The 4875-nt window shown below is 75.0% G+C and carries 3 protein-coding genes; 2 read left to right on the forward strand and 1 reads right to left on the reverse strand.

What is annotated here, in order from left to right; translation table 11 throughout:
* The first annotated feature begins 52 nt into the window (after positions 1-52).
* Positions 53-1852 (forward strand): discoidin domain-containing protein, encoded by a 1800-nt coding sequence (locus FOE67_RS16585; RefSeq protein WP_182665049.1) that lies wholly within the window; start codon positions 53-55, stop codon positions 1850-1852.
* Positions 1853-1963: 111 nt separating this feature from the next.
* Here FOE67_RS16585 and FOE67_RS16590 read toward each other — a convergent pair whose 3' ends face one another.
* Entirely contained in the window at positions 1964-3034 is a 1071-nt protein-coding gene (locus FOE67_RS16590) for a LacI family DNA-binding transcriptional regulator (RefSeq protein WP_182665051.1), read from the reverse strand.
* Positions 3035-3179: 145 nt separating this feature from the next.
* Between FOE67_RS16590 and FOE67_RS16595 the strand changes: the two genes are divergently transcribed.
* Positions 3180-4766, forward strand: a complete 1587-nt coding sequence (locus FOE67_RS16595; protein ID WP_182665053.1) for a bifunctional phosphatase PAP2/diacylglycerol kinase family protein — start codon at positions 3180-3182, stop codon at positions 4764-4766.
* Positions 4767-4875: the final 109 nt, after the last annotated feature.

The following is a 4875-nucleotide window of genomic DNA, read 5'->3' on the forward strand; positions in this document are numbered from 1 at the left end:
CTCCTCCCGCACCCCCGCACCGCACGGCCTCACGAAAGGAACGGGACGAGATATGAGATCCACCGTCACCGCACCGCCGGGACGTCGCAGAACCCCCCGGGGACGCCGGGTCCGCGTCCTCGCCGGGGGCGTCGCCCTGCTCGTGGCCGCCCTCGGCCTCGGCCCCCTGACCGCCACCGGTTCCGCCGCCGGGCCGGCACCGGTCTCCCGGGGCAAACCCGCCCTCGCCTCCTCCTCCGAATCCGACGCCTTCCCCGCCTCCGCCGCCGTCGACGGCGACCGGGGCACCCGCTGGTCCAGCGCCTTCGCCGACGACCAGTGGTTGCGCGTGGACCTCGGTGAGCCGACCGGCATCGAACGCGTCGTGCTCGACTGGGAGGCAGCGCACGCCTCCGCCTACGAGATCCAACTCTCCGACGACGCGCGGAACTGGACCACCGTCCACGAGGCGAGGGCCTCCACCGGTGGGACCGAGACCGTCGAGGTCTCCGGCACCGGACGGTACGTGCGGATGCTCGGCCTGGAACGGGCCACCGCGTACGGCTTCTCGCTGTGGGAGTTCGAGGTGTACGCGGCCGGGGAGGGCGGCACCGATCCGGGTGGGCCCGGGGACCCCGGGCGGGAGGGGCTGCTGTCCTACGGCAGGCCCGGCAGCGCCTCCTCCTCGCAGCACGACGAGACCTGCTGGGAGTGCGGTCCGGACAAGGCCTTCGACGGTGACCCGGCCAGCCGGTGGGCCACCGAGCCGGAGGTGGGCTGGACCGACCCCGGGTGGATCGCCGTCGATCTCGGCGCCCCGGCCGAGATCAGCCGGGTCGTTCTGCAGTGGGACCCGGCCCACGCCCGCTCCTACGCGATCCAGCTCTCCGACGACGGCCGGGAGTGGCGCACCGTGTGGTCCACCACCGGGGGCCGCGGGCTGAAGGAGACCATCGACATCCCGGCGGGCGACAACACCGGGCGTCACGTGCGGATGTACGGCACCGAGCGGGCGGGCCCCTACGGCTACTCGTTGTGGGAGTTCTCGGTGTACGGCACCGGCGGGGACCCGATCGCGCCGCCGCCGCTGCCGCCGAACCCGGGAGAGCCCATGGAACTGGTGTGGAGCGACGATTTCGAGGGCCCGGCGGGCAGCGTCCCGGACCCGACCAAGTGGCGCTCGGACCCCGGCGTGGGGCAGAACAACGAGTTGCAGTACTACACCGCGAGCGACAACGCGCTGCTGAACGGCGAGGGGCAGTTGGTGATCGAGGCGCGCCGGCAGGAGACGCCGGGCACCACCTGTCCGGTGGACCCGCTCTCGGGCAGCACCACCTGCCAGTACACCTCGGGGCGGATCAACACCCACGGCCTGCTCGACTTCACCTACGGGCGGGTCGAGGCCCGGATCAAGGTCTCCTCCACCCGCGGCCACTGGCCGGCCTTCTGGATGCTGGGCTCCTCGTTCTTCGAGGACGGACGGCCGTGGCCGCACGTCGGGGAGATCGACATCATGGAGCACATCGGCTCCGAACCGAACGTCGTCCACTCCACCCTGCACGCCCCGGCGTACTTCGGCGGCAACGGGTACGGCTCGTCCTTCTCCCTGCCCGAGGGGCAGTCCTTCGGGGACGACTTCCACGTCTACGCGCTGGACTGGACCCGCGAGGGCATGGTCTTCACGGTGGACGACCACGTGGTGCACACCGTGGACCGCGAGGAGTTGGAGACCACGGTGGGACCGTGGGTCTTCGACGGGAGGTTCTTCCTCATCCTCAACAGCGCCGTCGGCGGGGACTGGCCCGGCCCGCCGGACTCCTCCACCGTCTTCCCGCAGCGCATGACGGTCGACTGGGTGCGCGTGTACCAATGACACCCGGCCGGTGAGACCCGGCCGGTGACCACCGGTGGTCACCGGCTCCCGGGCCCCCGGGTGCCGGGGAGTGCGCCCTCCCCGGCACCCGGGCTCGCCGTGCCCGCCCCCTCACCCGCTCTCGCGGACGACCAGCGTCGGGTGGAAGACCACCGAGGGCGGTGTGCCCTCCCCCGGCTCGGCGATGCGTCGCAACAGCAACCGGGCCATCTCCGCCGCCATCTCCTCGACGGGCTGGCGCACCGTCGTGAGCGGCGGTTCACAGGCGGCGGCCACCGAGTTGTCGTCGAAGCCGATCACCGCGACGTCCGCCGGCACCCGGCGACCCAGGCGGTGCAGCGCCGCCAACGCGCCGGAGGCCATCAGGTCGGAGGCCGCGAAGACACCGTCCAGATCGGGGTGCCCGGCGAGCAGGAGTCGCATGCAGCGTTCGCCCGATTCCCGGGTGAAGTCCCCCTCCGCGCAGGGCACGTCCACCACGCCGGCGGCGGCCATCGCCGCCCGGAAACCGGCCAGCCGTTCCTGCCCGGCGGGCATGTCCGAGGGGCCGGAGACGGTGACCACCCGCCGCCGCCCCTCGGCCAGCAGGCGATCCGCGGCCAGCCGGGCCCCGGTGAACTGGTCGAGGTCCACATAGGTGAGGGGTACCGGCACCGCGGGGCGCCCGGCGAGGACCACCGGCAGGCCGGATCCGGCCAGCCGGGCCGGAAGGGGGTCGGCCGGGTGGGAGGAGATCAGCACGACCCCGTCCACGTGCCCCCGCCGCAGGTAGCCGGCCAACTGCTCGCGGGAGGCCGTGTCGTCGGCGAGCATCAGGCTCAGCTGGATGCCCCGCGGGCGCAGGACACCGAGGAGGCCGGTGACCACCCGTCCGAAGTAGGGGTCGGTGAACATCCTGCCGACGAACGGCCCGGTGACGTCCCGGTCCTCGCGCTCGGAGACCACCAGGGCGATGGAGTCGGTGCGGCGGGTCACCAGTGAGCGGGCCGCGCGGTTGGGCACGTACCCCGTCTCCGCGATGGCCCGCTCCACACGGGCGCGCAGCCCCGGGTCGACGGTGGGTTCGTCGTTGATCACCCGGGAGACGGTGGCCCGGGACACCCCGGCGGCCCGCGCCACGTGCTCCAGCGTGACGGATCGGCCGCCTCCGGCGGGCGCGGAATCGGGGGAGTGCGAGGTCATCCCGCCTTTATACCGGCCCGCCGGGGCGCGCCGGGGACGGATTCCGTTCGAGTGACGGACGCGCGGGTAGGCTCGCCCACCGGCGGCCCCGGGTCGCCCGTGGTCGGACCGGACGCGCCCGTGGTCCGGGCGGATGGGAGCACGGATGCGGCAGAGGATCTCGGAACTCGACAAGCGGCTCTTCGCCCGGATGGCGGCCCGGCGCTCCCGCCCCGGCGACGCGGTGCTGCCCCGCCTCAGTCGGGCCGCGAACCACGGCAGGCTCTGGATGGCCACCGCCGCCGGGATGGCCGCGCTGGGCGGGCACCGGTCCGGACGGGCGGCGATGCGTGGCCTCGGGGCCCTGGCCATCGCCTCCTTCACGGTGAACACCCTGGTCAAGGCCGGGGTGCGGCGGCAGCGGCCGACCATCGACGAGGTTCCGCTGGGGCGTCGGCTGAGCCGCCAGCCGCGCACCTGGTCCTTCCCCTCCGGCCACGCGGCCTCGGCGGCGGCGTTCGCCACCGGGGTGGCCCTGGAGTCCCCCCGGCACGCCGCCGTGGTGGCGCCGCTCGCGGCCGCGGTGGGCGTGTCGCGGGTGCACGTCGGCGTGCACTACCCCGGGGACGTGCTGGCGGGCTGGCTGCTGGGGGCGGGCGCGGCGGTGCTCACCCTGCGCTGGTGGCCCCGCCGGCCGGTGGTGCCCCCGGAGATCCGGCACGTGGCGGCCGCCCCCGCGTTGGCGGAGGGGAACGGCCTGTTCGTCGTGGTGAACGCGGCGGCCGGCGCCTCCCCGGTGTCGCTCCCCGGGCCGGGCCCGGCGGAGCGCATCGCCCGACTGCTGCCCGGGGCCGAGGTCACCGAGGTCGGTCCGGCCGACGACGGGGGGCCCGACCTGGCGGAGGCCCTGGACCGGGCGGCGCGCCGAGCGGCGGAAACCGGGGGCGCCCTCGGGGTCTGCGGGGGTGACGGCACCGTGAACGCGGCGGCCGAACGGGCCGCGGAACGGGGCGTACCGCTGGCGGTGTTCCCCGGCGGAACGCTCAATCACTTCGCCGGGGACCTCGCCGTGCACACCACGGAGGAGACCGTCGCCGCGGTGGAGGAGGGCACGGCCATCCGGGTGGATCTCGCGCTGGCCCGCCCGCTCACCGGTGCGACCGACGACGGTGGGCCCCGTACCGGGCGGGCCGGGAACCCCCCGGAGCCGGCCGAGGGGGACGACACCCCGCGGGAAACCGACGGCCACGGAGCCGATTATCCGTTCGTGAACACCTTCAGCATCGGGATGTACCCGGAACTGGTGGCCGAGCGGGAACGGCTGGAGCGCCGTCTCGGCAAGTGGCCGGCGGCCGTGATCTCCCTGTTCCGGGTGCTGCGCACCTCGGAGCCGTTGGACATCCGGATCAACGGACGGCCCCACCGGGTGTGGCTGCTGTTCGCCGGCAACGGCCGCTACCTGCCCGACGGCTTCGCCCCGGTGCACCGGCAGGCCATGGACGAGGGTCTGCTGGACGTGCGGACCATAGACGGGGACACCCCGCTGGCCCGCACCCGCCTGCTGGGCGCGGCCCTGCTGGGCACCATGAGCCGCTCCCGCGTCTACACGGCGGCCCGGCTGCGACGGTTGGAGCTCTCGGGGCTGGAGGGGGTGGGGACGCTGGCCCGCGACGGGGAGACGGCCCCCGCCCCCGCGGCCCTCGTGGTGGAGAAGCGGCCGGGCGCCCTGGTGGTGTACCGCCCCATCGGCTGAGGCACGGGGCCGGGGCCCCTCCCCGCCTCAGCCCGCCGCGGTCCCGGCCGGGGCCCCGTCGCGGACGCCCCGGCACGGCGCCGGATCGATCGGCGCGGCGGGCGGGGGG

Source organism: Streptomyces calidiresistens (genome assembly GCF_014141525.1).
Classification (GTDB): domain Bacteria; phylum Actinomycetota; class Actinomycetes; order Streptomycetales; family Streptomycetaceae; genus Streptomyces; species Streptomyces calidiresistens.

What these genes read in the sequence shown, in the direction of transcription:
- FOE67_RS16585 (WP_182665049.1), top strand. Translation starts at nt 53, where the DNA reads ATGAGATCCACCGTCACCGCACCGCCGGGACGTCGCAGAACCCCCCGG.
- FOE67_RS16590 (WP_182665051.1), bottom strand. Translation starts at nt 3,034, where the DNA reads ATGACCTCGCACTCCCCCGATTCCGCGCCCGCCGGAGGCGGCCGATCC.
- FOE67_RS16595 (WP_182665053.1), top strand. Translation starts at nt 3,180, where the DNA reads ATGCGGCAGAGGATCTCGGAACTCGACAAGCGGCTCTTCGCCCGGATG.